The sequence below is a fragment of the Streptomyces sp. NPDC048462 genome (assembly GCF_043200175.1).
Lineage (GTDB): Bacteria > Actinomycetota > Actinomycetes > Streptomycetales > Streptomycetaceae > Streptomyces.
Genome location: NZ_JBICXG010000018.1, coordinates 104,360 through 130,389, shown reverse-complemented (window position 1 = coordinate 130,389; position 26,030 = coordinate 104,360). Strand labels below are relative to the sequence as shown.

General features: G+C 71.3%; 22 protein-coding genes and 2 tRNA genes. 11 read left to right on the top strand and 13 right to left on the bottom strand.

Going from position 1 to position 26,030, the window contains the following annotated elements; translation table 11 throughout:
• Positions 1–134 precede the first annotated feature (134 nt).
• The 8 genes from ACGFU6_RS26975 (at position 135) to ACGFU6_RS26940 (ending at position 8,504) form a co-directional block, all read left to right on the top strand.
• Positions 135–446, top strand: a complete 312-nt coding sequence (locus ACGFU6_RS26975) for a hypothetical protein (RefSeq protein ID WP_393614532.1) — start codon at positions 135–137, stop codon at positions 444–446.
• A gap of 314 nt (positions 447–760) precedes the next feature.
• Positions 761–1,936, top strand: a complete 1,176-nt coding sequence (locus ACGFU6_RS26970; protein WP_393614530.1) for an acyl-CoA dehydrogenase family protein — start codon at positions 761–763, stop codon at positions 1,934–1,936.
• A complete protein-coding gene (locus ACGFU6_RS26965; RefSeq protein ID WP_393614528.1) occupies positions 1,936–3,057 on the top strand; it encodes a bifunctional MaoC family dehydratase N-terminal/OB-fold nucleic acid binding domain-containing protein in 1,122 nt (373 codons plus the stop codon). The genes ACGFU6_RS26970 and ACGFU6_RS26965 overlap by 1 nt, the downstream gene beginning before the upstream one ends.
• Position 3,058: 1 nt before the next feature.
• Positions 3,059–4,093 (top strand): acyl-CoA dehydrogenase family protein, encoded by a 1,035-nt coding sequence (locus ACGFU6_RS26960; RefSeq protein ID WP_393614526.1) that lies wholly within the window; start codon positions 3,059–3,061, stop codon positions 4,091–4,093.
• Between the two features lie 50 nt (positions 4,094–4,143).
• Complete coding sequence (locus ACGFU6_RS26955; RefSeq protein WP_393614579.1) at positions 4,144–4,539, top strand: MaoC family dehydratase; 396 nt, start codon at positions 4,144–4,146, stop codon at positions 4,537–4,539.
• Complete coding sequence (locus ACGFU6_RS26950) at positions 4,536–5,702, top strand: lipid-transfer protein (protein ID WP_393614525.1); 1,167 nt, start codon at positions 4,536–4,538, stop codon at positions 5,700–5,702. Before ACGFU6_RS26955 ends, ACGFU6_RS26950 begins: the two co-directional genes overlap by 4 nt.
• Before the next feature lie 381 nt (positions 5,703–6,083).
• Complete coding sequence (locus tag ACGFU6_RS26945) at positions 6,084–6,638, top strand: SigE family RNA polymerase sigma factor (protein ID WP_393614523.1); 555 nt, start codon at positions 6,084–6,086, stop codon at positions 6,636–6,638.
• A gap of 216 nt (positions 6,639–6,854) precedes the next feature.
• The gene (locus ACGFU6_RS26940; protein ID WP_393614522.1) at positions 6,855–8,504 is read left to right on the top strand and encodes a long-chain fatty acid--CoA ligase; all 1,650 of its coding nucleotides are present in this window, start codon (positions 6,855–6,857) and stop codon (positions 8,502–8,504) included.
• Between the two features lie 110 nt (positions 8,505–8,614).
• Here the strand turns inward: ACGFU6_RS26940 and ACGFU6_RS26935 are convergent, their stop codons facing one another.
• Both ACGFU6_RS26935 and ACGFU6_RS26930 read right to left on the bottom strand, forming a co-directional pair.
• Entirely contained in the window at positions 8,615–13,015 is a 4,401-nt protein-coding gene (locus ACGFU6_RS26935) for a PAS domain-containing protein (protein ID WP_393614520.1), read from the bottom strand.
• Between the two features lie 213 nt (positions 13,016–13,228).
• Positions 13,229–13,690, bottom strand: a complete 462-nt coding sequence (locus ACGFU6_RS26930) for an SSI family serine proteinase inhibitor (RefSeq protein WP_393614519.1) — start codon at positions 13,688–13,690, stop codon at positions 13,229–13,231.
• A gap of 224 nt (positions 13,691–13,914) precedes the next feature.
• Between ACGFU6_RS26930 and ACGFU6_RS26925 the strand changes: the two genes are divergently transcribed.
• Positions 13,915–14,005, top strand: a tRNA-Ser gene (locus tag ACGFU6_RS26925).
• Between the two features lie 204 nt (positions 14,006–14,209).
• Positions 14,210–14,282 (top strand) — tRNA-Arg (locus ACGFU6_RS26920).
• 80 nt (positions 14,283–14,362) lie between these two features.
• On the opposite strand, the gene ACGFU6_RS26915 is transcribed toward ACGFU6_RS26920, so the two are convergent.
• From ACGFU6_RS26915 to ACGFU6_RS26890, 6 genes are all read right to left on the bottom strand, one after another.
• Positions 14,363–15,637, bottom strand: a complete 1,275-nt coding sequence (locus ACGFU6_RS26915) for a tyrosine-type recombinase/integrase (protein ID WP_393334103.1) — start codon at positions 15,635–15,637, stop codon at positions 14,363–14,365.
• Complete coding sequence (locus tag ACGFU6_RS26910) at positions 15,637–15,834, bottom strand: helix-turn-helix domain-containing protein (protein ID WP_328696265.1); 198 nt, start codon at positions 15,832–15,834, stop codon at positions 15,637–15,639. Before ACGFU6_RS26910 ends, ACGFU6_RS26915 begins: the two co-directional genes overlap by 1 nt.
• 190 nt (positions 15,835–16,024) lie before the next feature.
• Positions 16,025–17,233, bottom strand: coding sequence for a DUF3631 domain-containing protein (locus tag ACGFU6_RS26905; RefSeq protein ID WP_393334100.1), 1,209 nt, complete (start codon positions 17,231–17,233; stop codon positions 16,025–16,027).
• Positions 17,230–17,574: a hypothetical protein gene (locus ACGFU6_RS26900; RefSeq protein ID WP_393334097.1), complete on the bottom strand. Its 345-nt coding sequence runs from the start codon at positions 17,572–17,574 to the stop codon at positions 17,230–17,232. The genes ACGFU6_RS26905 and ACGFU6_RS26900 overlap by 4 nt, the downstream gene beginning before the upstream one ends.
• A complete protein-coding gene (locus ACGFU6_RS26895; RefSeq protein ID WP_393334094.1) occupies positions 17,571–18,470 on the bottom strand; it encodes a bifunctional DNA primase/polymerase in 900 nt (299 codons plus the stop codon). The genes ACGFU6_RS26900 and ACGFU6_RS26895 overlap by 4 nt, the downstream gene beginning before the upstream one ends.
• Positions 18,467–19,318, bottom strand: a complete 852-nt coding sequence (locus ACGFU6_RS26890; RefSeq protein ID WP_393334092.1) for a hypothetical protein — start codon at positions 19,316–19,318, stop codon at positions 18,467–18,469. Before ACGFU6_RS26890 ends, ACGFU6_RS26895 begins: the two co-directional genes overlap by 4 nt.
• A gap of 138 nt (positions 19,319–19,456) precedes the next feature.
• On the opposite strand from ACGFU6_RS26890, the gene ACGFU6_RS26885 reads away from it, so the two are divergent.
• Positions 19,457–20,476, top strand: a complete 1,020-nt coding sequence (locus ACGFU6_RS26885; RefSeq protein WP_393334089.1) for a hypothetical protein — start codon at positions 19,457–19,459, stop codon at positions 20,474–20,476.
• A gap of 70 nt (positions 20,477–20,546) precedes the next feature.
• On the opposite strand, the gene ACGFU6_RS26880 is transcribed toward ACGFU6_RS26885, so the two are convergent.
• The 5 genes from ACGFU6_RS26880 to ACGFU6_RS26860 form a co-directional block, all read right to left on the bottom strand.
• Complete coding sequence (locus ACGFU6_RS26880) at positions 20,547–21,062, bottom strand: hypothetical protein (RefSeq protein ID WP_393334086.1); 516 nt, start codon at positions 21,060–21,062, stop codon at positions 20,547–20,549.
• Positions 21,063–21,283: 221 nt separating this feature from the next.
• Positions 21,284–23,380 carry a hypothetical protein gene (locus tag ACGFU6_RS26875; protein WP_393334083.1) on the bottom strand — a complete coding sequence of 699 codons (2,097 nt, stop codon included), beginning with the start codon at positions 23,378–23,380 and terminating at the stop codon, positions 21,284–21,286.
• Positions 23,381–23,382: 2 nt separating this feature from the next.
• Positions 23,383–24,933, bottom strand: coding sequence for a hypothetical protein (locus ACGFU6_RS26870; RefSeq protein ID WP_393334081.1), 1,551 nt, complete (start codon positions 24,931–24,933; stop codon positions 23,383–23,385).
• A 105-nt stretch (positions 24,934–25,038) separates the two neighbouring features.
• Positions 25,039–25,437: a DUF3307 domain-containing protein gene (locus tag ACGFU6_RS26865; RefSeq protein ID WP_393334078.1), complete on the bottom strand. Its 399-nt coding sequence runs from the start codon at positions 25,435–25,437 to the stop codon at positions 25,039–25,041.
• 14 nt (positions 25,438–25,451) lie between these two features.
• Complete coding sequence (locus tag ACGFU6_RS26860; RefSeq protein ID WP_393334950.1) at positions 25,452–25,901, bottom strand: NUDIX domain-containing protein; 450 nt, start codon at positions 25,899–25,901, stop codon at positions 25,452–25,454.
• Between the last annotated feature and the right edge of the window lie 129 nt (positions 25,902–26,030).

Below are 26,030 nucleotides of genomic sequence, written 5' to 3'. Positions count from 1 at the left end.
GGGAATCGAAAAGCATGGGTGGTTCGTCGGGGCGGCGGTGGGCAGTCTTGAGCTCGCGACGTCGTGACCATCACCCGGGCGGTCGGCCAACCGGCCCGGGGCCGGCATTACTTTCGGTTCCTGGAGGAATAGACATGGCAAGCATCCGTACCGCTCGTGCCCTCGCCATTGTTGCCGCTCTGCCCCTCGCCGCCGCTCTCCTCGGTGGTGTGGCCCAGGCCGACAACGGCTCGTTCGCGAACGACGGATCGAACGCCGGTGTGGCCGCTATCAGCGGCAGTGGCGTCGGTGGGGCCAACCTCGGCAACTCGTCCACCTCGCAGCAGCAGGCCATCGGTGACGGGGCGTCGAATCACAGCAACTCCGCCCAGGTGAACGGTTCCGGGTTCACCGCCATCGACCAGTCCAGCCACAACCTCGCGGTGAACTTCACCAATCTCTGGTGATCCAGTGCCTGCCGCGGGCCGGTCGGGGGGTCGGGACGCGGTCGGGGGGAACGACGGCCCGCGCGGCGTCACTTCGGTGGCGGCGCGCGGGCCGCTCGTCGTTTCCGTGCGATGACGGCCCAGTGGTGTGGTCTGTGAAAAGGAATCGGTGGTGGGGTGAGCGCGGGGCGGAGGTGCTGGGGTGGGGCCGGGACGGAAGGGGTGAAACGGGGAGCGGCGGGAGCGGCGAGCTGTCGGGTGGCTTGACAGGTGAACGGAATCTGACGGACAGTCAGAAATCCTGATCCGCAGGCCTTTCCCGGGAGGCAGCCGCCGTGCATCTGGCCCCTACGGACCGCCAGCTACAGCTGCGCGCCGAACTCCGCACGTACTTCCACGAGGTGATGCCGGAGCCCGGTGACCGGACCGGGCCGGCCACCGGCAGCCCGGCCGAGCAGCGACGGCTGCTGCGCCGGATCGGCGCGGACGGCATGCTGGGACTCGGCTGGCCCGTCGAGTACGGCGGCCAGGGACGCGGCGCGGACGAACAGTTCGTCTTCTTCGACGAGGCCTACCGGGCGGGCGCCCCGGTTTCGATGGTCACCCTCAACACGGTGGGTCCCACCCTGATGAAGTACGGGACCGAGGCGCAGAAGGACTACTTTCTGCCCCGGATCCTGGCCGGGGAGATCGTCTTCGCCATCGGCTACAGCGAGCCGGAGGCCGGAACCGACCTGGCGGCGCTGCGGACCAGGGCGGTGCGGCAGGGCGACTCGTGGGTCATCGACGGGCAGAAGATCTTCACCAGCAACGCGCAGAACGCCGACTGGATCTGGCTCGCCTGCCGCACGGACCCGGATGCGCCCAAGCACCGGGGCATCTCGATCATCCTGGTACCGACGGACGCGCCCGGCTTCTCCTGGACACCCATCGAGACCGTCGGCGGGTTGACCACGACCGCCACGTACTACGACGGCGTGCAGGTGCCCGCCACCGGGCTGGTCGGCGCCGAGAACGGCGGCTGGGGGCTGATCACCAACCAGTTGAACCATGAGCGGGTCGCACTGGCCGCGATCGGGATGCAGGCCGAGGACTTCTACGACGCGGCGCTCGCTTTCGCCCGCACGCCCGATCCAGCGACTGGACGGCGTCCGGTTGACGAGCCGTGGATTCGGTCCAGGCTGGCCGAGGCCTATGCGCGGCTGGCGGCGACACGCCTGCTCAGCTGGCGTCTGGTGGGGGATGTCGGGGCCGGTGAGCTGGCCCCCGGCGACGCGAGCGGCGTGAAGTTCGCGGGAACCGAAAGCGCTGTGGAGGTGTATCGAATGTGCCAGGAAATCACGGGGCAGGCCGGAATGATCCGGGCCGGTTCGTCCGGCTCCTTCGGGGACGGGGAGCTGGAGCGGATGAACAGGGCGGCACAGATCAACACCTTCGGGGGCGGGGTGAGCGAGGTGCAGCGGGAGATCGTCGCGACGATGCGGCTCGGGATGAAGAGGGGGAAGCGGTGATGGACGGACAGGGCGTGCGGGACGAACTGTACGAGCGGCTCAGGGCGTACGAGGGGCAGGCGGCCGCCATCGCCGGCAGCGGCAAGGACCTGGTCAACGAGCCCATGATCAGGCACTGGTGCGAGGCGATGGGAGACACCAACCCGGCATACACCGGACCCGGTGCCATCGCCCCTCCGGCCATGCTGCAGGCGTGGACGATGGGCGGGCTCTCGGGGCACACGGACCGGGGCGAGGCCTACGACGAGCTGTTCGGCCTGCTCGACGGGGCGGGGTACGTCTCGGTGGTCGCGACCGACTGCGAGCAGGAGTACCTGCGGCCGCTGCGGCCCGGTGACCGGATCACCTTCGACGCGGTGATCGAGGCGGTGTCGGAGCGGAAGACGACGAAGCTGGGGACGGGCTACTTCATCACCACGCGTATGGACGTCCGGGCACAGGACGAGCCGGCGGGGACGCACCGCTTCCGGATCCTCAAGTACCGGCCTGCGGCGAGGCCTGCGGCGAGGGCGGCGGCGAGGGCAGTGACAACGAGTGGCAGCGGCGGCCTGGAGCCACAGGAGGCAGAGAAGCCACAGGAGCTACTGAAGGAGCAAGAGCCACAGGGGGCGCTGGAGGCAGGGGCGCCGGCCGAGGAGACGACGCGGGGCAGAGGGGCGGGCCAGGGCAAGGGGGCCGAGCGGTCCGGGGAGACGCGGGGCGGCAGGAGCCTGCGGCCGAGGCCGGTGATCAACCGGGACAACGCCGGGTTCTGGCAGGGCATCTCGTCGCACCGGCTGCTGATCCAGCGCTGCCGGGCATGCGACACACTGCGTTTCCCCTGGCTGCCCGGCTGCAACGCCTGCGGCTCGTCCGAGTGGGAGACGGCCGAGGCATCCGGCGAGGGCACCGTCTTCTCCTACGTGGTGATGCATCACCCGCCCTTCCCCGCGTTCAGCACGTCCGAGGAGGCGGGGCCGTACGCGGTGGCGCTGGTGGAGCTGGCGGAGGGTGTCCGGATGGTCAGCAACGTGATCGGGGTGCCGTACGACAAGGTGCGGGTGGGGATGCCGGTCCGGCTGGAGTTCCTGCGTGCGGACCCCGAACTGGAACTGCCGGTCTTCCGGGGGAGCGAGAGCTGACATGGACTTCACGCCCACTGAGGAGCAGGCCGCCGCACAGGGGCTCGCCGCCCGGATCTTCGGTGATCTGTCGACGCACGAGCGCCTGGTCGCGGCCGGCACCGGTACGGACTCCGAGCTCTGGAAGGAGCTCTGCGCGGCCGGACTGCCGGGGGCGGTCGAGGAGATCGGACTCCTCGGCCTGGTTCTCCTGCTGGAGGAGCAGGGCCGGACGACCGCGCAGGTGCCCTTCGCGGCGAGCTGTGTGTATGGCCTGCTCGCCGTCGCCGGACACGGTAAGGACGAACAGCGCGAGCGGCTGCTGCCGCGGTTCCGGGACGGCACGGCGGTGGCGACGGGGGCCTTCCCGTCAGCCGGTGCCGTGCGGGTCGGCCCCGAGGGGGGCTTGAGCGGCACGGCGCCGCTGGTGCCGTGGCTGCGGGAGGCCACCCATGTCCTGGTGGCGGCCGCGGACCGCTCGCTGTGGATGGTGCGGACGGCAGGCGCCGGGGTTCTCACCGAGCCCGTGGAGACCACAGCCCCATGGGCGGCGGGACGGCTTGTGCTCGACGGCGCACCGGGGGAGCGGCTCGGCGGGGCGGCGGCGTACGAGGAGGTGCTGGCGACGGCCCGGACGGCGTTCGCGGGTCTGCAGGCGGGGGTGTGCGCGGGTGCGGTGGCGCGCGCTGTCGAACACACCGGCACGCGTGAGCAGTTCGGGCGCCCGCTCTCGACGAACCAGGGCGTGCTGCTGCGCGCCGCCGACGCCCATATGGACACCGAGGCGATACGGGTCACGGCCTACGAGGCCGCCTGGCTGCACGACCGGTCGCTGCCCCGGGCGGCGCAGGCGCTGACCGCCGCGTGGTGGGCGTCCGAGGCGGGGAGGCGGGTCGTGCACGCGGCCCAGCATCTCCACGGAGGCACGGGCGCCGACCTCGACCACCCCGTACACCGGCACTTCCTCTGGGGGCGCCAGCTCGACGCCTATCTCGGCTGCGGCAGCGAAGTGCTTCAGGAACTCGGCGGACTGCTCGTGGAGGAGGGATCGCAATGAAGGCCGCAGAAGAAATGAAGGCCGGAGAAGAAATGCAGGCCGGTGAAGAGATGAAGGTCGGAGATGAGCTGGCACCGCTGGAGATCGCGGTGACCCGCACCCTGATCGTGGCGGGGGCGGTCGCCTCCCGCGACTACCAGGACGTGCACCATGACGCGGAGCTGGCCCGGGAGAAGGGCTCCCCGGACATCTTCATGAACATCCTGACGACCAACGGCCTGGTCGGGCGGTACGTCACCGACCACTTCGGGCCCTCGGCGGTGCTCAGAAAGGTCGCCATCAGGCTGGGCGCTCCGAACTATCCAGGCGACACGATGGTGTTGAGCGGCAAGGTGACCGCCCTCGCCGGCGACGGGACGGCCGAGGTGTCGGTAGTCGGCGCCAACGGGCTCGGCAGCCACGTCACCGGCACGGTGACCGTCAGCGTTCCGGAGGGACCCGCATGAGCGTGCGCAGAGCCGATTCGCTCGGCGGACGGGCGGCCGTGGCCGGGATCGGGGCGACCGAGTTCTCCAAGGACTCGGGCCGCAGCGAACTCAAGCTGGCCGTCGAGGCGGTGCGGGCGGCGCTCGACGACGCGGGGCTCAGCCCCGCCGACGTCGACGGGATGGTCACCTTCACCATGGACACCAGCCCCGAGATCACCGTCGCCCAGGCGGCCGGCATCGGTGAGCTGTCGTTCTTCTCCCGCATCCACTACGGCGGCGGGGCGGCCTGTGCCACCGTCCAGCAGGCGGCCCTCGCCGTCGCCTGCGGGGTGGCCGAGGTGGTCGTCTGCTACCGCGCGTTCAACGAGCGGTCGGGGCGGCGCTTCGGCTCGGGGGTGCAGCAGCGGGAGCCCACCGCCGAGGGCGCGGCGCTCGGCTGGAACCTGCCCTTCGGACTCCTCACCCCGGCCTCCTGGGTGGCCATGGCCGCCCAGCGGTACCTGCACGCCTACGGGCTGACGCCGGAGGCCTTCGGCCATGTCGCGGTCACCGACCGGCGCCATGCCGCGCGCAACCCGGCGGCGTACTTCTACGAGAAGCCGATCACTCTCGCCGAGCACGCCGCGTCCCGCTGGATCGTCGAGCCGCTGCGGCTGCTCGACTGCTGCCAGGAGACCGATGGAGGGCAGGCGATCGTCGTCACCAGCGCGGAACGGGCCAGAGATCTGCGGCAGCCGCCCGCGGTGATCGTCGCCGCCGCTCAGGGGGCCGGGCGGGCACAGGAGCAGATGACCAGCTTCTACCGTGACGGGCTGACCGGCCTGCCGGAGATGGGTGTCGTCGCCCGCCAGCTCTGGCGTAACTCCGGCCTCTCCCCCGCCGACATCGACGTGGCGATCCTGTACGACCACTTCACCCCGTTCGTGCTGATGCAGCTGGAGGAGTTCGGTTTCTGCGGACCGGGCGAGGCCGCCGACTTCGTGGCGGCGGACGCGCTGCCGCTGAACACTCATGGCGGCCAGTTGGGGGAGGCGTACCTGCATGGCATGAACGGCATCGCGGAGGCGGTCCGGCAGATCCGGGGCACTTCGGTGAACCAGGTACCCGGCGCGGCCCGGTCCCTGGTCACCGCGGGCACGGGGGTGCCCACCTCAGGCCTGGTCCTGGGCCGGGGGGAGTGAGGGGCGCGGCCGGGCCCGCGGAGCGCGGTCTCCGGGGCGACCCTGAGTACCGCCGTGCGGCCCCTCCACCTACAGGAGGTGGAGGGGGGACCGGCCCTACACCCTGAGGCGGACCCGGGGTCGGGACCTGGGGCCGATCCCCGGGGCGGCGCCCGCTCCTAGCGTGGAGGCATGACCACGCCAGTCTGCACGGACACCTTCAGGGGAGCCGCTGCCGGCGCCGGACGCACGCCGCACAACCCGCATGCGCCGCTCGCCGGACATCCGCCACTCGTATCGGCACACGCGTCGACACACGGGTCGACGGACGTATCGACACACGCATCGGCACACGCATCGACGGCCCCGCGTGCTCCACAGGCGTCCGTCGCTCCGTACGCGGTGCCGCGCACGTCGGCCGCCGCGCCGCGCACCTCGTACGGCGCTCGCGTTCCGTACGTCCCGTATCCGTCGTTCACGTCCTTCGTGAAGGCCCGGGGGCCCGTGCTGCTGCGCGCGGCGCGCTCGCTCACCGCGAATCCCAGCGACGCCGAGGATCTGCTGCAGACCGCCCTGACCAAGACGTATGTCGCCTGGGAGCGGATCGAGGACCACCGGGCTCTCGACGGCTATGTACGCCGGGCGCTGCTGAACACCCGGACCTCGCAGTGGCGCAAGCGCAAGGTCGACGAGTTCGCCTGCGACGAGGTGCCCGAGCGGGAGACGTCCCCGGGGCCCGACCCCGCGGAGCAGCAGTCCCTGCACGATGCCATGTGGCGGGCCGTGCTGAAGCTGCCCGACCGCCAGCGGGCGATGGTCGTCCTGCGCTACTACGAGGACCTCAGCGAGGCGCAGACGGCCGAAGTGCTGGGAGTGTCCATCGGCACGGTCAAGAGTGCGGTGTCCCGGGCGCTCGGCAAGCTGCGCCAGGACCCGGAGCTGACGCCGGTCAGGTGAGGCGTCGGCGGCGGCCGAGGAGGGTGCGACGAGAAGGACGCGCCGGGGGAGGGCATACGGGCCGGAGAGAGCGCACGGGCCGGGGGAAAGCGTACGGATGGTGTGATTTTGTCGGGCGACACCGATCCGTACATCCAGGAGTAGTGACATACCGCTCGGTATGTGCGCAGAATCAGCGGAACCTTACTGCCGCGTAGCGCCCACCGGGAGGACGCCGTGCTCAGCACCATGCAGGACGTACCGCTGACCGTCACCCGCATCCTGCACCACGGGATGACCATCCACGGGAAGTCACAGGTAACGACCTGGACCGGAGAGCCCGAGCCGCAGCGGCGCAGTTTCGCCGAGATCGGCCGGCGGGCCACCCAGCTCGCCCATGCCCTGCGCGACGAGCTCGGTGTCGACGGGGACCAGCGCGTCGCGACGCTGATGTGGAACAACGCCGAACACGTGGAGGCGTATCTCGCCATCCCGTCCATGGGCGCCGTGCTCCACACCCTCAACCTGCGGCTCCCCGCCGAACAGCTGGTCTGGATCGTCAAGCACGCCGACGACAGGGTCCTCATCGTCAACGGCTCCGTGCTGCCCCTGCTCGCGCCGCTGCTGCCCCAGCTGACGTCGCTGGAGCACGTGGTCGTGGCGGGGCCGGGTGACCGTTCCGTCCTGGACGGCGCCGTGCCCCGGGTGCACGAGTACGAGGAGCTGATCGCCGGCCGGGCCACCACGTACGACTGGCCCGAGCTGGACGAACGCCAGGCCGCCGCCATGTGCTACACCTCCGGCACCACCGGGGACCCGAAGGGCGTCGTCTACTCCCACCGTTCGATCTACCTGCACTCGATGCAGGTCAACATGTCCGAGTCGATGGGCCTGACCGACCAGGACACCACCCTGGTGGTGGTCCCCCAGTTCCATGTCAACGCCTGGGGCCTGCCGCACGCGACGTTCATGGCCGGCGTCAACATGCTGATGCCGGACCGCTTCCTCCAGCCCGCCCCGCTCGCCGACATGATCGAGCGCGAGAGGCCGACCCACGCCGCCGCCGTCCCCACCATCTGGCAGGGACTGCTGGCCGAGGTCACCGCCAACCCGCGCGACCTCACCTCCATGGCGCGCGTCACCATCGGCGGCGCCGCCTGCCCGCCCTCCCTCATGGAGGCGTACGACAGGCTCGGCGTCCGGCTCTGTCACGCCTGGGGCATGACGGAGACCTCGCCGCTCGGCACCATGGCCAACCCGCCCGCCGGGCTGACCGAGGAGCAGGAGTGGCCCTACCGAATCACCCAGGGCCGGTTCCCGGCCGGTGTCGAGGCCCGGCTGGTCGGGCCCGGCGGTGAGCACCTGCCGTGGGACGGCGAGTCGGCCGGCGAGCTCGAGGTACGGGGCGCCTGGATCGCCGGTGCGTACTACGGCGGCGCGGACGGCGAGGCGCTGCGGCCCGAGGACAAGTTCAGCGAGGACGGCTGGCTGAAGACCGGCGACGTCGGGGTGATCAGCGACGACGGCTTCCTCACGCTCACCGACCGCGCCAAGGACGTCATCAAGTCCGGTGGCGAATGGATCTCCAGTGTCGAGCTGGAGAACGCCCTGATGGCGCATCCGGATGTGGCCGAGGCGGCGGTCGTGGCCGTCCCGGACGACAAGTGGGGCGAGCGTCCGCTGGCCACCGTCGTCCTCAAGGAGGGCGCGAGCGCCGACTACCTGGCGCTGAAGGCGTTCCTCGCGGAGCAGGGCATCGCCAAGTGGCAGCTGCCCGAGCGCTGGTCGGTCATCGCGTCCGTACCGAAGACGAGCGTCGGGAAGTTCGACAAGAAGGTGATCCGCAAGCAGTACGCGCAGGGCGAGCTGGACATCACCCAGCTCTGAGCCGCGCGGGGCGCAGACGAGGAGGGCGGTACGGGATCACTCCCGTACCGCCCTCTTCCGGTCCGTACGGGAGTGATCCCGCCCCGGCCCTCTTCGTCACCGTACGGCGGTCAGTTCGTGCCGATCTTCGCGAGTAGGTCGACGATGCGGGCCTGCACCTCGTCGCTCGTGGAGCGCTCGGCGAGGAAGAGCACGGTCTCGCCCGAACTCAGCTTCGGCAGGTCCGACTGGCTCATGTCCGCCGAGGTGTAGACGACCAGCGGGGTGCGGTTCAGCTGGCCGTTGGCGCGCAGCCAGTCGACGATCCCGGCCCGGCGGCGGCGTACCTGCATCAGGTCCATCACCACCAGGTTCGGCCGCATCCGGGTCGCGAGCGAGACCGCCTCGCTGTCCGTGGCGGCGCAGGCGACCTGCATGCCGCGGCGCTCCAGCGTCTGCGTCAGCGCGTGCGCGATGTCCTCGTGCTCCTCGATCAGGAGGACCCGGGGCGGGTGCTGCTCGCTGTCGCGCGGGGCGAGCGCCTTCAGGAGGACGGCCGGGTCGGCGCCGTACGCGGCCTCCCGCGAGGCCTGCCCCAGACCGGCCGTCACCAGCACCGGCACCTCGGCCGCCACCGCGGCCTGGCGCAGCGACTGGAGCGCCTTGCGGGTGATGGGACCGGTCAGCGGGTCGACGAAGAGCGCGGCGGGGAACGCCGCGATCTGGGCGTCGACCTCCTCGCGCGAGTGCACGATCACCGGCCGGTAGCCGCGGTCGCTCAAGGCCTGCTGGGTGGAGACGTCGGGCGCCGGCCAGACGAGCAGCCGGCGCGGGTTGTCCAGCGGCTCCGGGGGCAGCTCGTCGTCCACGGGCTGCGGGGAGGGGCGGTTGGCGACCTCGACCGCGCCACCGGGGCCGTCCAGCGGCTCCGGGCCCTCGGCTGCCCCCTCGTCCGGTGCGCCTATGGCGTACGCGCGTCCTTCGGCCGCCTGAGCGGGGAGCAGCGTCCCCGAGCCCGAACCCTGCACCGTGCCGCCGGTGCCGCCGGGGCCGGGGCCGCCGGAGCCGCTGGTACCCGTGCCGGACTGCGCGTTCGTCTGCTGCGGTGCCGAGGCGGCGGACGCCGGCAGGGCGGCCTGTTCGGCCGGGTCGCTCTCGGGCGGTGCGGCCAGCTTGCGGCGCCGGCCGGCGCCGCCGAGCGTCTGGTTCTGCTGGTGCGCGATGTGCTGGGCGAACGGCACACCCTGCCCCAGCGTCCGCACGCTGAACGCGCGCCCGTGCGTCGAGTCCGAGGACCCTGCGGGCATCGGCGCCTCGGCGGGCAGCGGCTGCCTTCGCGCGTCAGGTCCGGGCACGAGGGGCCGCGGACGGGTCTCCTCGGGCCCCACGGGAGCGCCGGGACCCGCGGAGCCGTCGTCGGGGCCGGAGCCGCGCGCGTTGCCGGCGGCCGTGGTCGTGCCGGTGGTGTGCGTGGTCTGACCCGTCCCGGGCCACTCCGCGTCGCGTTCGGGCTGCTCCCGGGGAGCGCCGGCGGCCGCCGGGACGGCCTGGGCGTCTGCTCCCGGTGCCCCTGCCGTCGCCGCTGCGGCGTCCGCGTCGGCGGTCGCGTCCGAGTGGCGGGCGCGGCGGCGGCCGGTCGGGAGCGGGTGGGCCTGCGGCGGGGTGTGGTCGTGGTCCACCGGGCCGGACACGGTGTCGTGCCGCCCGGGCAGCGAGGCGTCGGCCTCGGCGGCGGGCGACGGCAGCCGGTCGGCGGCGGCGGGCGGCAGCGCGAAGGGGACCCGGGGGCCCGTCGGCTCGGCCTGGGCGGCCCGGTCCTGTGCGGCGGAGAGCGCGCGCCGGGCCCGTCGCCCGGTCGGCTGCTGCCGCGCGGGTACGGGTGCGGATTCCGGAGCGGGCGCCGCGGGACGGGCCTGCTGCGCCGACGCCTGCGTCCGGGCGGCGTCGTCCAGGTCGGAGAAGGCGGCGGAGCCCTCGGACTGGACGGCGTTCACCGACGGCATGGCGGCCGGGAGGGCCAGCCGGTTCTCGCCGCCCTGGTTCGCGCCGCCCCGGTGCGCCCGGTGTCCGCCGGCCGGAACGGGCGTCGGCACCTCGGCCGGAACGCCCTGCGGGGGCACGGTCTGCCCGCGCTGCGGACGGCCCCCTGCCCCCTGAGCGCCCTCGGCAGCCGTCACCACGGAGCCCTCGGACGGCGCCCCGGAGGCAGCGGGCAGCGCCAGGGCCTGCCCCGGCCCCTGCCGCCCATCGGCGCCCTGGGCACCGGTCTCCGCCGGGCTGGGCCGGCCGCGCCTGCGCCCGGAGCCCCCGCCCCGCTCGGCCGGAACCATCTCGTTCGGGATCTGGCCGTCGTGGTCGAGGACGGCCGCGGCCGAGGTCACCGCCGCGGCAGTCGCGGACGGGTCCATGGCCTGGGCCGCGGACTCGTCAACGGTGTCGGCCGCAGGCCGCCGGGCCCGCCGCCGGCCGGTCGGTTCGGCCGCCCCGGTGTCCCCGGTCGCGGCCCCGGGCTCGCCCGCCCCCTCGGAACCGTCCGCGGGGCTCTCCAGGAAGGCATCGGTGGAGGCCCTGCGCGCCCGGCGCCGCCCCCCGCCCTGCTGACCACCCGCGCCCCCGGGAGCCGCGTCAACCTGAGGAACTTGCGGTGTCTGAGGTGCCTGAGGTGCCTGAGAAACCTGGGGCGTCTGAGGTACCTGAGCGTTCTGAGGCGCCTGAGCGTCCTGAGGTGCCTGAGGTGCCTGAGGTGCCTGAGCCACCTCCAGCCCCCCGGAACTCGCCGGCCCCCCGGAACCGTCCAGTCCCCCCGGAAGCTCCGGAGCTGCCGGGGCCATGGGAGGCATTACGGTGCCCGAGCCCGCGCCGAGCGGTACCTCGAGCACGTACGCGCTCCCGCTCATGCCCGGCATCTCATGGGTCTGGAGCACGCCGCCGTGCGCCCGTACGATCCCGCGCACGATCGGCTCGTGCACTGGGTCTCCCCCGGCGAACGGTCCTCGTACCTCGATCCGTACGACCTCGCCGCGCTGTGCGGCCGCGACGACCACCGTCGAGTCGATGTAGCCGCCGCCCGGCACCAGCCGGGCCTTGCCGGTCGAGTCGACCCCGGCGACGTCCGCGACGAGGTGCGCGAGCGCGGTCACCAACCGTCCCGCGTCGACCTCGGCCTCGATCGGCGGGGCGTGGACGGCGAACTGGGCGCGGCCGGGGCCGATCAGCTCGACGGCCGCGTCGATACCGGCGGTCACCACGCCGTCCAGCAGTACGTTCGTCTTGATGAGCGCCTCGGCGCCGCCGTCCAGACGCTGGTAGCTCAGTACGTTGTCGACGAGCGTCGTCATCCGCGCGTAGCCGGCGGCCAGGTGGTGCAGGATCTGGTTGGCCTCGGGCCACAGCTGGCCCGCGGGGTCGGCGGCGAGCGTGGACAGCTCGCCGCGCAGCTCCTCCAGCGGTCCGCGCAGCGACTCGCCCAGCACCGCGGTCAGCTGGGTGTGACGGGCGGACAGCTCCGCCAGCCGCCCGGCCTGTTCCTGCATCCGGTCGGCCTGCTCCTCCAGCGCGGAGGCGTAGCGCTCGGTCCGGTCGGCCAGCTCGGCCGCGTGCTGTTCCGTGAGCCCGGTGATCTCGGCGGCGTGGTTCGCGGTGAGCTCGGTGACCGCGCCGGTGTGGTTCGCGGTCAGCTCGGTGATCTCGGCCGCGTGCTGCTCGCCGAGCTCCTCGTACGGCCGGCGGTCGGTGAACGTCATCACGGCGCCGACCAGCTGGTCGCCGTCCCGCACCGGGGCCGTCGTCAGGTCGACCGGCACCTGCGCGCCGCTCTTGGACCACAGGACCTGCCCGCGCACCCGGTGCTTGCGCCCCGACTTGAGGGTGTCGGCCAGCGGCGATTCCTCGTACGGGAACGGATCGCCCTCGGCCCGCGAGTGCAGGATCAGCGGGTGCAGCTCCTGGCCGCCGAGGTCGGTGGCGCGGAAGCCGAGGATCTGGGCTGCGGCGGGGTTGACCAGGACGACCCGGCCGTCCGTGTCCGTACCGACGACGCCCTCGGAGGCGGCCCGCAGGATCATCTCGGTCTGCCGCTGCGAGCGGGCCAGCTCGGCCTCGGTGTCGACGGTGCCCGAGAGGTCGCGCACGACGAGCATCAGCAGCTCGTCACCCGTATAGGTGCCGTTGTAGCTCACCTGGACGTCGTTGTACGCGGCCTGCCCGTCCTCCAGGCTGGCGCTCGTCACCTCGACGGGGTACTCGTTGCCGTCGGTCCGCCGCGCGGTCATCCGCGTGGGCTTGGTACGGCCCCGCTCGTCCGCAGCCTCCGGCCTCCGCATCGACCCCGGGATCAGCTTGGAGTCGAACTCCGGCAGCAGATCGAGCAGTCCGCGTCCGACGAGCGCGGTGCCCGGCGTCTCGAACATTTCGAGGGCGATGGTGTTGGCGTTGACGACCGTGCCGTTGCAGTTGACGAGCAGGAGCCCGTCCGGCAGGGCGTCGAGTATGGCTGCGAGGCGAGCAGCGCCTCGGGATGGCCTGCTGCTCACGACGACGCTTCCTCCCTGATTACTGCACCTTGCCGACAGCGGCCCCATCTTGCCCCTCGGGCCTCAGGCTGTCACTGGAGGAGTCTAAAGGCAGGGGAGGGGCAAGGGGCGGCGGATGAGGGGGAGCTCTCACCAAGGTTCTGTACATACGGTGTACGACTCTGGCCCATTACGTGCCCCCGCGCGCCCTCCCGCGCCCCGCGCGGCCGCTGCTCAGCGGACGTTCGGGAGCACCGGACGCATGCTGTTCCAGCGCCCGATCTCGCACCCGTTGCTCCGGTCGAACGCGGCATCGATGCTTCGCCCCCGCCAGCTACCGGTGATCCGTGCGGTGGCCGGTCCGCCGAACTGCTGCGTGCACATGGCGTCCCTGGACACCGGCGTGAACGGGTCGGTGCTCTCGCCGGGCAGCTGCGCCAGCCGCTCGCAGGCCTGCTGCGCCACGGGGTGGCTGCCGCCCGCCGGCTCGCACTCCAGCTCGTAGCTGCCGTCCGCCTCCGGGTTTCCCGACCCCGAGACGACCACGGTCAGATGCGTCCCGTCGTCCCCGCCCTGGAGCACGGGCAGCGAGAGCAGGGGCCGTGGCAGAGGGCCGTCGGAAGCCGTGGCGGCGGGTGCGGTGGCGGACAGTACGGCGAGGGACGCGACAGCGGTGAGGGCGAGACGACGCATCATGCGGGCTCCTGTGGTCGTGCACGTCGCGGACGACGGCAGGCGACGGAGGGAAACAGCGGGGGCGGCGCCCCCGCATGACTAACGCTTCGCACGCCACGGCGTTGCGCAACCGCAGGCGCTTTGCCCTCGCGGCCGACTGCCTAGTACCGTAGGCAGCGATTGGTGACGCGGCATTGAGCTGTGTCATCATCTGCACGCACCACTCGCGCTCGCGTGGGTGTGCTGGAGGCGTCGCCTAGTCCGGTCTATGGCGCCGCACTGCTAATGCGGTTTGGGTCTTAAAGCCCATCGAGGGTTCAAATCCCTCCGCCTCCGCGTGATCACCGAAGCCCCGAGCCACTGGCCGGGGCTTCGGTCGTTCCCGGGCTGGACGGGCTTGCGGCGAGGCCGATCGGGGACGCCTCGAACCGATGTTCTCGCAGCTCAGCAGCGGTACGGCTAATGGATTTCGCGTGACGCCGCAGGTCATGTAATGTTGTTCTCGCAACGCCGACGGGGCACAAAAGCCCAGGACGCCAAGCACTCGTAGCTTAACGGATAGAGCATCTGACTACGGATCAGAAGGTTGCAGGTTCGAATCCTGCCGAGTGCACGCAGCTCAGAAGCCCCCCGGACATCGTCCGGGGGGCTTCTGACATCAGCGGGTGACATCAACGCACCCGGAATCCGGGATCAGGCGTCGTCGTCGGGCGCAGTCTCCCCCTCTTCTTCGCTGCCGAACTCCAAGGCGTCGTCCATGCGCTCGGCTGCTGCCCGCAGCGTCGTGTCCATCACGTGCGCGTAGGTGTCCAGCGTCATGGTGATGGTGCTGTGGCCGAGCGTCTCCATGATCGTGCGAGCGTCGACCCCTTGCGCCAGCAGCAGCGAAGCGCAGGTGTGGCGCAGATCGTGCACGCGCACCCGCCGCACCTTGGCGTCCCGGCACAGGATGGTGAGCATCCGGTTCAGGCTGCGGGGGTCCGTGACGCGACCCGTCACCGTGGTGAACATGAGGCCAGTCGGGTGTTCGGGTACCGGCTTCCACTTAGGGCCTGCCACCTTGCGCTCCCGTTCCTGCTGCTCGCGGTGCTCGGTGAGCGCCCGCACGCACCCTTTCGACAGAGCTACCGTGCGCACGGACCGCATGGTCTTCGGAGTTCCGAAGATCAGCTCACGCCGGATGCGCTGCACGTTCCGCCGGACTCGGAGCTGACCGCCCGCAAGGTCGACATCGGACCAGGTGAGCGCGAGGGCCTCTCCGCGGCGTAGGCCGGTGGAGATGAGCAGCAGCCACAAGGCCTGGAGGCGGTGGGACTGGGCGGTCTTGAGCAGCATGCGAACTTCCCCGGTGTCCAACGGACGTACCTCCTTGGCGTCGACTGTCGGTGTCTCCACGATCCGTGCGACGTTGCGGGCGATCAGTTCTTCGCGCATCGCCTGCTGTAGCGCGGACCGGAGAACTGCGTGGATGTACTGCACCGTTCGAGCTGACGGCCGGCGCTTGCAGCAGCGGCCGACCGCGCAGCAGTTGCGCTTGCCTTCCGGCCTTTCCTTGTCCGCCCCACGGAGGCAGCACAGGCAGGAGACCTTGAACTCTGTGAGGAACAGGCGCACGTCCGCCGGCGACAGCCGGTTGAGCTTCTTCTTGCCGAGTGCAGGGCGAATGTAGAGGCGTGACAGCCCCTCGTAGCTGTTCAGTGTCGCGGGCTTGAGTCGCTCAGGCGCGACAGCGGCCAGCCAGTAGGTGAGGTAGTCCCCGAACGCCATCGTGGACGACGCGGCCGGGATGCCCTGCCGCGTCTTCTCCTGCAACTCAGTGAGCTTGCCGGCCACCTCGTCTCGGGTCTTGCCGTAGACGAACTTCCGGGTCCGGGTGCCGTCCGGTCGGTAGACGTAGGCAGCTGCGTGGTAGCGACCGTCCTTCCGCTTCGTGATCGTTCCTTCGCCGTTGGCGCGACGCTTGGCCATCAGGCGGCCTCCTCGATTTGGAGCCGGATGTAGGTGTTCAGGGCATCGACGGGGACGCGGCGGGCACGGCCGGCGGTGAAGCTGTCGAGTTGCTTGGAGCGGAAGAGGTCGTAGACCTTGCTACGACTGAGCCGCAGGGCGTGCATGACCTCGGGGACCGTCAGGGTTTCGGGCGCGGTGGAGAGTGGCGTACGCATTGGGTCGCTGCCTCCTTGGCAGGGCATACGGGAGCCCGGGGGCCCCTTCCTGTCAGGTCCGCTACCTCCGCTACCTCCGCTACCGCCCTGGTCAGGGGCATGATCGTGGTAGCGGATGAGGTAGCGGTAGCGGATGGAATCCGCTACCGGCCCCGCCCCTGCTGGGGCCGGGGCCGGTAGCGGGTAGCGCTCAGGTAGCGGACGGGAAGAGCGTTGCCGCTACCTTTTCCGGGTCGCTGACCTGCGAGGTAGCGGAGGTAGCGGAGGTAGCGGCTCCTGAGGGGGGTGGGGGGCAGTACCGCTCCCATGCGTCGTGGAGATCGAGCGCGTAGTAGCCCTTGAGTACCGTCCCGGCGGTCTTGATGTTGCGAGCCTTGACCGGGATGTTGTCGAGGGTCATGTACTCCCCGAGCATCTTGGCCAGGCCCCGGGAGTCGAGCGGCCGGCCGCTCATGTCCGCCCACGGCGCTTCGTCCAGCGCGCACAGCCGGTCCAGGATGGCGACGGTCGGCATGCGGTCGATGCCCGCCATGACGTGGTCCCGGAGATCAGTCAGCAACCGGATGCCGAGACTGCCCTTGTCGTCGGCACGGGCGGCGTTGACCAGCTCCATGCACGCGGTGCGGGCGCGCTCGGGCCAGTCGCCGCCCGCCGCGTCCGCGACAGACAGCAGGGGCTCCCACACGTCGGCGGGGCGGTCGGTGACACCCTCGGGCATCTCGGGCCACCGGCCCGCGATGTCTTCGCGGACCTGCTCGGCCCACTGAGCGAGCCGGTCCCGCAACTCGTGCCCCTCGGCTTCGTGGAGCCGGGCCCGGAACGGCTCGGCCTTCTCGTTCCTGGCTCGGCGCCGCATCCGGATGATGACGGACCGGGTGGTGATGGTGTCCGGAAGGTAGCCGAGCCCGGCGACGGCAACGGCGGTGTAGGAGGGGAACTCCACCACCGTCTGGTTGCCGCCATCACCAACGCACCGGTAGGTGACCCCGGAACGGCGGTGCCCGGCGTTCAGGAAGCCGCGGAGTTCCTCGTTGTCCCCTGCCTTGGGACCGAAGACGGTATCGATCTCGTCGAAGAGGATCGTGGGCCGTCCGGCCGGGTCCGAGACGGACCGGAAGAGTGCGGCGGCCCGCGCGTTCACCGCCAGCATCGGGCGCGGCACCAGCGTCTCCACCACCTCCAGCGCCCGGGACTTTCCCGAGCCCGGCTCCGGGGAGAGGAACGCGAGACGCGGAGTGGAGTCGAACGCGTCCAGGAGGTGCGCGTGCGCGTCCCACAAGGCGACCGCCACGTAGGCGGCCTCACGGGGGAACACGTTGAACCGGCGGTGGAACCGATCGACTTCGTCGAGCAGCGCGGCGCCGTCGATGGGGGCCGTGGTCTGTGCGGTGGCGCTCATGCGGCGGTCCTCCTGTGCTCTGCGGGGGCGGTGTGGGGGCAGTGCCCGACGCGGGCGCGGGTGGTGAGTTCGGTGACGGCCCTGCGGCCCCGTGCGCGTTCGTGGTGGCCGCAGTGGCACAGCCAGTCGGCTTGCGGGCTGACCGACATGCGGATCTGGAGTCCGGGCCGGATGCCGGTCACCGTGGTGACGTGCGGGTCAGGGCGTACGGATGAAGGGACGGCCTGCCGGCCGACGACCTTCGGCGCACCACTGCCGGATGCAGCCGGGGCCGGTTCGGCGGTGCGGGGGCCGGTACGGGGTCGATGGCCTTCCAAGCGGGGGCGGGGCGGGGTGCTCATGCCGTTTCCCGGGGTCGGGCGGTGCGGATGGAGCTGTCCAGGGCGCTGCGGATCGTGGCGCGGCACTCGGCAGCGGTGAGTCCCCGGGCCTCTCCCGCCCCTTGGAAGGCTGCTTCAACCTCGTGTCGGGCCAGGTCGCCCCACGCGACGAAGCGCCCCACCTTGAACGCGCATCGGTTGAGCGTGTTGTTGCCCTGCTTCTCCGGCGCGGTGACGACGCGGTTGCACTCCCGCTCCAGTGCCACGCGGCCCGCCCGACTGCCGCTCACGACAGGGGCGACCAGCGGTCGGATCGGGGTGGGCCGGGCCGGTTGGAGCTGGCTCAGCAGCCATCCGGGAAGGGGAGCGACGGGGGCAGGGTCGGCAACCTCGTACGGGCCGGAACTGGTGGTGCTGCCGGCGGCGACGACGTAGCCGCCCCAGGCTCGCGTGTCCACCAGCGGTGCGAGCGTCCCGGCGGTGTTGCCGAGCCGTACACCGGCCGGCGCGATGAAGTAGAGGTGGTGTCCGCCGCTCGCGGTCCGCGTCCGGTATGTGGCGGGGATTGCCTGCCCGGCGCGCTCGCAGAGCGCCTTGAAGGTCGTCACGCCGGAAGGCGTGCCCGTGCTGCTGTTGGGCTTGGGCACGTCGAGGTCGACGACGACAAGCCCGGACGGACCGGTGCCGATCCCGATGTTGAACGGGCGGTCGGCCCAGGCCCGGCGGATGCGTTCGGGGTTGGTGGTGGCCCGCTGCTCCCACTTGCGGTGTCCGGTCGCGCAGTCGCCCGTTCCCGGACAGGCGGTTTCGCCGTGGAGGGCTGGGCGCTTGTCGCGGGGGCGGAGAGGGAAGACGTGCCAGCCGCGCTCAGCGGCGGCCAGGGCCGCGGTGAGTGCTGCGGTGAGGTGGGTGTTCATGCGGCTTCGCTCCCGTCGATGGTGGGCTGGTGCCAGGTGGGCAGGCCGTCCAGGACGCGGGTGCGCCAGTTCATGGCGTAGGGGAAGCAGTTCGCGCAGTTCTTGTGCGTGTGGCCGGGCATCGGGGGCCGGTGGCGTGCGTGGAGGCTCCACGCGGCGGAGTCGGCGGAGGCCAGGAGGTGGCCGACCCGGTTCAGGCCGAGGGTTTTGAAGCCGAAGCCGTGCAGGCGTAAGCCGTGGGCGGCCATGGCGGTGACGATGGCCGCGCCCTGGGTCGTGGACTGCAACCGGCACACCGACCCAAGCCCCACCGTCGGCTCCGCGGCGAGGTTGACCCCGGCGCGTTCGTAGAGCTCCCGGCACTGCTCGTACTCCGGCACCGTGCTCCCCTGAAGCGTCGGAATGATCCGCAGATCGGGCGCCAGAGAGCGCAGTTCGAGGAAGTTCTCGACCGTGCGCCGCTGGTGCTCAGCAACGCTCAGGTGGGTGCCAACGAAGTGCAGGGGTCCGGCTTGGCCACCGTGGATGATGAGGTCCTCGCACATCCAGTCCTGTCCGGCGGCCCAGTCGTAAGGGCCGACGCACTCCCAGATTCGCCGCAGGTCCTGAACGTACTGGCGAGGGGTGCGGGTCCAGGCTCCGTGGCGCTGGAGTTCCGAGAAGCCGCCGGAGTCGACCGCGTAGGGGCCGAGGGCGGGGTAGAGCTTTGCGGCGCTGGTGAAGTGCTCGGACTTCAGGAACAACGGCTTGTCCGTGAGTTTGATCCAGTGCCGTTTGTGGGTGGTGAGGTAGAACCTCATGCCACCGGTCGGCGGCGGGAGCTCCCGGATCGTGGCGGGGTGCGTCATGCTGGATGCCTCCACTGTTGAGTTGGGTGGAACGAGGGCGGCCCCGGATCATTGGCGTGAGACGGGGGCCGCCCTCGGTCGTGCGGGCGCGAGGTACGCGCAGGTGGGTTGTCAGTGGTGGGCCATAGCGTTGGGGCTATGACGAGTGTTGATCTGGAACTGAAGCCCGGACTGGTGACGACCCGCGCGGCTCTGGCCGTGGCCTTTGGCCGCCCCGACGCGGAGGAGCGGGCATCGCAGAGCGGGATCGTTCCCTGCCGGTCGGCCAAGAAGCTGCTCGTGTTCTCCGACCCGCAGAAGAGCAAGGAGCACGGCTACAACTTCGACGGTTGGACCGAAGGCGACAACCAGGGGCCCGTCTTCGACTACACGGGCACGGGACCGACCGGGCACCAGGTCCTGACGGGCCTGAATGGAACGCTGCTCAACCACGAGGTGCAGGAGTTGGACCTGCACGTGTTTATCTCTGACGGGCACGTCAAGTCCGGTGGCGCCAAGCTCCAGCGGTACGTAGGGCAGATGCGGGTGGATAGCACCGTCCCGTTCACGGAGCGCTGGGACTACGACCCGAAGGGAACTCTGCGGCGGGTCTATGTCTTCCGTCTCCGGCCGGTGGACTTGGACCAGACGGACATGCGGGAGAGCGATGCGGTCCAGATCGCAAAGCAGACCGACGTGCTCCCCGTGCCGAAGGAGTCGGTGAAGGAAGCGGCGAAGGCCGGAGCGAAGAGCAAGAAGACCGAGAAGCACACCACCGGCCAGACCACCGCCAACGTCACCGGAGGCGAGCGCACGGTCATCCGCCGCGAGGGACAGCTCGTCACAGCTTTCGAGGAGCACCTCGAAGGGGCCAGCCACACCTTTAGCACCTTCCAGATCACCGTCGAAGGCGAGCGCGGCACCCTCACCCCGGACCTTTACGACGAGACCGACCACGCCTTGTACGAGGCGAAGGGCCTGACGACGCGCGAGAACGTGCGCATGGCCATTGGGCAGTTGTTGGACTACCGGCGCCACGTTGAGAACAAGGAAACGCTGCGCCTGGCCGTACTGCTGCCCACCGCACCCACACCCGACGTGCAGGGTCTCCTTAAGGAGCAGGGGATCGGACTGGTCTATCGGACCGGCAACGGCTTCGCCGGCTGGCCTCTCGCCTGATGCGTAGGAGCGGCAGCGGATCAGGCTGTTGATGCTCGTAGTGCAGCGTCGGGTGCGTGGAGAGCCGGGCCTAGCGGTGGTTGATGGTGCCGTTGGCCTTGCCGAACATTCCGGACGCGGTGATGTTCTGCGTGATGTGCGTGCTGCCGCGGCCGTCACCGGCCGTGGTGCGGGCGAGTCGGAGCAGGACGGGGACGCCGATGGCTGCGGCGGCGATGAGGGCGACGGCGGCCCAGAGGGCTTCACTCATGGCGATCAGTCCCGGGGCTGCGTAGGAGAGTCCGATGCCGGCGGCGGCGATGCCCCCGCCGATGGTCGGTGTGAGGAGTGCGGTGGTCTTGGCCCATGCCGGGATCGGCTGCGCGACCGGAACCGCCGGCGCGGGCGGGGCCTGCTGCGGGGCGTAGGCGAGAGTTCGGATGCCGCCGGGCAGGGTGACCATCTGGACGCCGGGCGGGATCTCGGAGGGCAGCATCACCGGCCCCTCGGGCACGGAGAGGTAGGCGGGATACCCGGCTCCGGCGGGGCCCGGGTAGACGGTCGGGGCGGGGGTCTGGGTGGTGATCTCGTACGCGGTGTCATGCACGACGTGGCTCCTTCAGCAGCGCGGGCGACACCCCCGTTGGTGGAGGGCGTCGCCCGCGCCGGCTTGTCGTGTTGCTTGTCGTCTCGCTTGTCGTGCGCCTTGTCGCTTGTCTTGTCTTGTCGCTTGTCGCCTTGCAGGTCGCAAGCCGTTTTCGGCTCGCACAGGCCCGTGTGGAGGTGTTCTCGGGCAGGGCGGGCGACAGGCGACAAGCGGGGGCTGGTTCAGACGTAGCGGCGGTGGACGTAGCGGGTTTTGGTGCCTTCTCCGACGCGGACGGCTTCACCGGCCTCGGCCCATTCCTTGAGCCATCCGGCAACCGTCTGCCGAGTGGTCCCGTGCTCCTCGGCCAGGGCCCGCGAGATCGCGGAGGCACCGGTTCCCTCGGCCCCGGCGCCCATCAGAATCTGGAGCGCGGCTTGCCGGGCGGCGTTGTTCTCGGGCCGTAGCGCGGACAGGTTCAGCCCCTGTCCGGCCGGGCGCTCCGAGGTGGGCTGGGGGTCGGGGGCGGTGCCGAACTGGGCGTCGATTTGCTCCATGAACGCGCGCACCGTGGCGTCCTCGTCCGGGGCGGGTGCGGGCTGCTGGTTGCGGAGCGCGGAGAGGTTCAGCCCGCCCCCGCTGGGAGCAGCGGACTGTGAGGCCGGGCCGGCGGAACCAGTCGTGAGGGTGTGGTCGCGCATCCACTGGGTGCGGTTGGGGTCCCACCGGGTGGCGTACGGGGTGCCGGCGGCCTTGGCGGACGGGCCGTCGAGGGTGGGGTGGATGCCGGCGGTCGCGGTGACGATGTCGCGGATCTGGTCGGGGAGGATTCGCCAGGACTTGAACAGCCCAGGCTCGCTCTCGGGGGTGCCCATGAATCCGGAGCCCTTGTAGGGGGCCTGCTCGGGGCGCAGTCCGCGGGAGCCGGGGAACTGCTTGCCCAGGTCCATGCCTTCTTTCTCCCCGCCGGTCAGTGCGACACGGATCTTTGCTTCCCGTCGGAGCATGAGGTTGCCGAGCACGCTGCTGGTCGCACCGAGCGCGGTGAGGACGGTGCGGATGCCCATGGCGCGGGCGATCCGGATGACTTCCAGGATCAGGGCGGCGATCTTCTTCAGCTGCTGGTCGTTGCTGGAAAGGATCTCCGCACCCTCGTCGACCACCAGCATGATCTGCGGAATCTGCGCACTGATCGGCAGGAGGTCGGTGTTGGCCTGCGTCATCAGGTCCTGGTAGGCGGTCTTGCGGTGCTTCGCGATCCTCACCAGGGCGTTCAGCATCAGCAGCGCCTCGTCGTGCGAGGCGGCCAGCCAGTCGATGCCGGGCCGCACCACGTCCAGCGGGGCGCCGTTGGCGTCGAATGCGGGACGGACCCAGGGCAGGCCGGCGCTCCCGGCGTTGAGGTCGATGACGCAGGTCAGTACGTCCTCGGCGCGGGCGAACCCGGCCAGGATCGTGTGGACCATGTTCGTCTTGCCCGAACCGGTCGGTCCGACGACCAGGGCGCACTGCTCGCGCAGGTACGCGCGGATCTCGTCGGCGTTGGTGCGCAGGCCCCAGGGGATGCCGGTGTGGATGGACAGTCGGCTGTAGTCGCAGGGGTAGACCACTTCCTGCTCCAGCACGTTCTTGGTGGTGACGTCGATGAGGACGCGGCCTTGGTCGATGCCGGGGCCGGCGGTGGCGGTGCAGCCGTGCGGGAGCCGGGCATCTGCGCTGAGCTTGGCCGCTTCCTGTGCGATCCGCCCGTATGTCGTGCCACCGGGCGGGAGTTCGGCGTCGATGGTGTAGCCGGTTCCGGTCGGCCACATCTCGACCGCCAGGACCCGCAGCGTGATCCCGCAGACCCGTTGGATGCGGTCGACCCATTCCGCGGCGATCGTGCGGCGCTCAGCGGACAGTTCGGCGGCCACCTGCCGGTCCGCCGCTTCCAGGGCCTCCAGCTCCCGGGCTTCTTCGTGGAGGAGGGTGGTGTGGGCGGTGGTGCCGATCCCGACGCCGATCACGGCCAGCGAGCCGAGCGCGGTCCAGGTCAGGGGCCCGGTGGTCATGGCCCATGTCGTCCATCCGGCACCGACCAGCCACGTTGCGGAGCGCATCGCGATGGTGCGGGCGGACAGCCGGTCGCGCAGGGAGCGGACGGTGTGGCCGATCGCGCCGGCCGCGCCCGCGGTCAGAACCCAGCCCGGCGGCATCCCCGTGGCGGCGCCCGTGGCGGCAAGGGCGAACGCTCCGGTGGTGGCGGACAGGGCGCCGGTCACGGGTCCGTGACCAGCAGCCCAGTCCCACACCGGACCACCCGCATCCTTCTTGTTTTTGGTGGTGGTGTTGGTGGTCATGATCAGACGTTCCAGCCCTTCTCGGCCTCGGGACCGTTGCGGGGGTCCTCGTGACGGGCGATGTCCTGCGCGTGGACCTGACGGAACAGTTGCCCCAGGTCCGCGGACGTGTCGACGGCCCGCATCAGTGCCCCGTAGATCTCGTCGAAGGCGCCGGCGATGTCCTTCTCCAGCGGAAACTCGCTGTCGGAGCGCTCCGCGAGGATGCGGAAGGTGTTCGCGACCGAGGTCAGGGCGTAGGGGAGGTTCTCGACCATGGAGAGGATCTCCATGCTGCTCTCGGGCTCGTAGGTGCGGGCCGCGTTCTCCATCTCGGCCGCGGCCTCTTCGAACTTGAAACCGGACATGCTGACAACCTCCACAGGCGTGGTGTCGGGCTGTGCGGGGAGCAGGTGGGCGGGGCGCTGGGCCGTGTCGCCGATCTCCGGGGCATCACCGGAGGCGGCGTCGTCGAGGGCCTTCTCCTCGGCGGCCAGGCGCTCGCGTATGGCGGCGTCCCGGTGGGCTTTGCGTTCCTCGGCGGTGCGCATCATGTGCCGGTAGAAGCGGCGTCCGGGGTGCTGCAGCCAGGCCCAGCCGAGTTTCCGGCCGAGCGGGGTGGTCAGCATCCCGAGCACACCCAGCGGGCCGGCGAGCAGTGCGGCGAGCACGCGGCGGCCCTGTTTGCGCAGGGCCGAGCGGCGCAGTGCCTGGCGGGCGGCCTTGCGGACACGAGCCTTGCGGATACGGTCCCGGCTGGACTCCAGCCGGCGGGCCGTCCGCGCATCCCGCCCGGCCCGCGCCTTGCGTACTGCGGCGTCGCGCAGGGCACGGGCCTTGCCCGCAGCCGCCTTCCCCGCCCGGCTGGCCAGTCCCGCCCGGCCACTACGGGTGGTGCCTGCGGCATGGGCGCCGCGGCGGGCATTGGCCACCGAGCGCCGGGCCTGAGCCGTGCCCGTGCGGGCCGCGTGACGGGTCGGGGACTGGCGACGGGCCGCATCCCGCAGGGCTTTGACCTGCCCGACACGACCACCGGCCGAAGCACGGCCCGCACCCGCGCCACCCTGGCGACTGCCCGAACTAGCCTTCCCCAGGAACGGCTTGGTGCTGTTTGTGCCGCCCAGGGGGCGTGATGCTGCTCCGGTGGAGCGCGACGCCGCGGCGCGGCCCTGCGACGGGACACCCCGGCGAGAGCTGCCCCCGCGGCCGATGCCGCCGTTGCGGAGCCCGCCGATGCCCCGGTGGCCGCCGGACTTGCCGATGCCCGTCGAGTGGTGCGTGCGACGGGTCTTGGTGCGGGTTTTCCTGCGGTGTCGTACGGCGGCCGCGGTGCCGATGGCGGCGGCGCCCACAGCGGCCACGGCCACACCGACCGGACCGCCGGCCAGCGCAGACGCGGCGACCACCGAGACAGTGGAGTTGACCCCGGTCACCGCGAGCGGGACCACCGGCCACCCACCAGCGGTGTGCTGCACACCCGCCTCGGCGGCCGGGGCCGGTGTGGCGGTGGGCGGGGGCTTTTCGGGCGGGGCAGCAGCGGGGGCTACTACCGGTTCTGTACTGACGTCCGTCATGCTGAGCGCACTCCCTTGCGGAGTAGGAGGGCCCGGCCGTATCTGTCCAGGAGCGGGCCGGGCCCTGCGTTGATGTGCAGCACGTACGTGGAACGGGTCCCTGGGTCAGGCCGCGGCGAGTGCGAGGGCGGCGAGGACCAGGGCCAGGACGTGCGCGGTCTGGTCGACGTGCGCGGCACCCCCGTTGGCGGCCCAGGAGGCTTGGCCGGTGTGGGCCATCCACCACTGCACCGGCCACCGCCGGTCGATGAACGCGTGTGTGGCACCGATCCACCCCAACGCCACCAGGGCTACGGGGAGGGACAGGGTCATGTCGTCCAGGACGACCGCGCCCAGCACGAGCGCGGCCCCGCAGGTGGCGATGTGGGTGGCAGCGTGGGTGAGGTTGGCGGCCCAGCCGGTCGCGCACCGGTCGGTCTTATGGGCGGCCTGGTGGTCGGTCTGGAGCGGGTAGTCCGCCAGCAGGTGACCGAGGTAGAGCAGGACGAACAGCGAAGCGAACACAACAGCCCCCGGCGTCAGGCGCGGTGGGCGTTGCTGATGGCCCCGCCGCAGGGGAGGTGCTGCCGTCGTGCGGTGGCTACGATCTGCCCGTGGTCGAACGCCAGCGGTCCCGGGGCGTCCAGAGGAACCCACCGGACGGCGGCGGCGTCGTCACCGGCTCGGGCGGTCGTCTCCTTGGGGACGGTGACCACGTAGGCGGCGGTGATGTACCGGCCGCGGGGATCGCGGTCCGGGGCGTCCCACACCCCGACCAGCGTCAGGTCTGCGGCATCGACCTGAACGCCGGTCTCCTCCAGCAGTTCGCGGGCGGCGGCGGTACGGGAGGTCTCGCCGGGATCAACGTGGCCACCAGGCAGAGCGTCCATGCCCTTGTGGGGGTCCCAGCCCCGCTCGATGACCAGCACGTCGCCACCACGGATGCAGACCACGTCGGCGGTGTAGCGGATGGTCTCGAAGTTGTCCATGTGGTCCGGCCCGGTCTGCGCGTCGGCCGTCTCGGAGGCCGCGGCGGCGATGGCGAGCCGGGCAAGGATCTCGGCCTTGCGGAAGTCGTCGGGACGGATGGGGCCGTAGGTGATCCGGTCCTTCATGAC

Coding starts and splice junctions, on each gene's coding strand:
- ACGFU6_RS26975 (WP_393614532.1), top strand. CDS start 135: ATGGCAAGCATCCGTACCGCTCGTGCCCTCGCCATTGTTGCCGCTCTG.
- ACGFU6_RS26960 (WP_393614526.1), top strand. CDS start 3,059: ATGGACTTCACGCCCACTGAGGAGCAGGCCGCCGCACAGGGGCTCGCC.
- ACGFU6_RS26900 (WP_393334097.1), bottom strand. CDS start 17,574: ATGAGCACCCCGCCCCGCCCCCGCTTGGAAGGCCATCGACCCCGTACC.
- ACGFU6_RS26875 (WP_393334083.1), bottom strand. CDS start 23,380: ATGACCACCAACACCACCACCAAAAACAAGAAGGATGCGGGTGGTCCG.
- ACGFU6_RS26955 (WP_393614579.1), top strand. CDS start 4,144: ATGAAGGTCGGAGATGAGCTGGCACCGCTGGAGATCGCGGTGACCCGC.
- ACGFU6_RS26890 (WP_393334092.1), bottom strand. CDS start 19,318: ATGACGCACCCCGCCACGATCCGGGAGCTCCCGCCGCCGACCGGTGGC.
- ACGFU6_RS26910 (WP_328696265.1), bottom strand. CDS start 15,834: ATGCGTACGCCACTCTCCACCGCGCCCGAAACCCTGACGGTCCCCGAG.
- ACGFU6_RS26905 (WP_393334100.1), bottom strand. CDS start 17,233: ATGAGCGCCACCGCACAGACCACGGCCCCCATCGACGGCGCCGCGCTG.
- ACGFU6_RS26930 (WP_393614519.1), bottom strand. CDS start 13,690: ATGATGCGTCGTCTCGCCCTCACCGCTGTCGCGTCCCTCGCCGTACTG.
- ACGFU6_RS26950 (WP_393614525.1), top strand. CDS start 4,536: ATGAGCGTGCGCAGAGCCGATTCGCTCGGCGGACGGGCGGCCGTGGCC.
- ACGFU6_RS26895 (WP_393334094.1), bottom strand. CDS start 18,470: ATGAACACCCACCTCACCGCAGCACTCACCGCGGCCCTGGCCGCCGCT.
- ACGFU6_RS26885 (WP_393334089.1), top strand. CDS start 19,457: ATGACGAGTGTTGATCTGGAACTGAAGCCCGGACTGGTGACGACCCGC.
- ACGFU6_RS26860 (WP_393334950.1), bottom strand. CDS start 25,901: ATGGACAACTTCGAGACCATCCGCTACACCGCCGACGTGGTCTGCATC.
- ACGFU6_RS26870 (WP_393334081.1), bottom strand. CDS start 24,933: ATGACGGACGTCAGTACAGAACCGGTAGTAGCCCCCGCTGCTGCCCCG.
- ACGFU6_RS26965 (WP_393614528.1), top strand. CDS start 1,936: ATGGACGGACAGGGCGTGCGGGACGAACTGTACGAGCGGCTCAGGGCG.
- ACGFU6_RS26915 (WP_393334103.1), bottom strand. CDS start 15,637: ATGGCCAAGCGTCGCGCCAACGGCGAAGGAACGATCACGAAGCGGAAG.